The 896-nt window shown below is 41.0% G+C and carries 1 pseudogene; it reads left to right on the forward strand.

What is annotated here, in order from left to right:
- Positions 1–896: pseudogene (locus ACFIKO_RS09340) on the forward strand (hypothetical protein); the annotation flags it as partial.

Consider the following 896-nt stretch of genomic DNA (forward strand, 5'->3'; position numbering starts at 1 on the left):
GTGACTTTAGGGAAAGGGAAGGATGCTAAACCTGTTGCACTTCATAATGTAGCTGATGGTAAGATTGGTGAGGGATCACATGATGCAATCACCGGTGGACAGGTTAATACAATCGGTGAGGATGTTGCCAAGTTCTTAGGTGGTGAAGCTGCATTTAAAGAGGGTGTTTTTACAGCTCCAACTTATAACATCTCTAATATTTCTGACGATGGTACGGTAACGACTAAATCACATCACGATGTTGGTTCAGCCTTTTCTGATCTTGATACGAGTGTCAAGAATGTGAATACTCATCTAACAAATGAGGTCAAAAATTTTAATGAAAAACTCACAAATATTACGCAAGAAGTTCAAGGTGATGCTTTGTTATGGAGCAAAACTGACAAAGCCTTTGTAGCCAAGCATGGAGAAAAAGACGGTGAGAAGACAAACAGCAAGATCACATCGCTTGCGGATGGCTCTATAGCATCAGGTTCGAGTGATGCGGTTACGGGAGGACAGCTTTATTCATTGAATCAGACGCTAGCAAAATATTTTGGTGGTGATGCTAAGTATGAAGATGACGAATGGAGCGAACCAACTTTCACGCTTAAAACCTACAATGCCGATGGTACGGAAGGTGATCCACAGGAGCATCATAATGTAACGGAAGCGTTTGCAGGAATTGATAAGAATTTCACAAATGTCGTTCATGATTTTAATGAAAAAGTCACAAACATCACAGAATCTATGCAAGGCGATGCTTTGTTGTGGAATGAAAGTGAACAAGCTTTTGTAGCTAAGCATGGAGAAAAAGATGGAGAGAAGACAAACAGCAAAATCACATCGGTTGCGGATGGTTCTATAGCATCAGGCTCGAGTGATGCGGTTAATGGTGGACAGATTTATGATCTGAA

It is taken from the genome of Bartonella sp. TS82HLJMH, from assembly GCF_042193495.1.
GTDB classification, from domain to species: Bacteria; Pseudomonadota; Alphaproteobacteria; order Rhizobiales; family Rhizobiaceae; genus Bartonella; species Bartonella grahamii.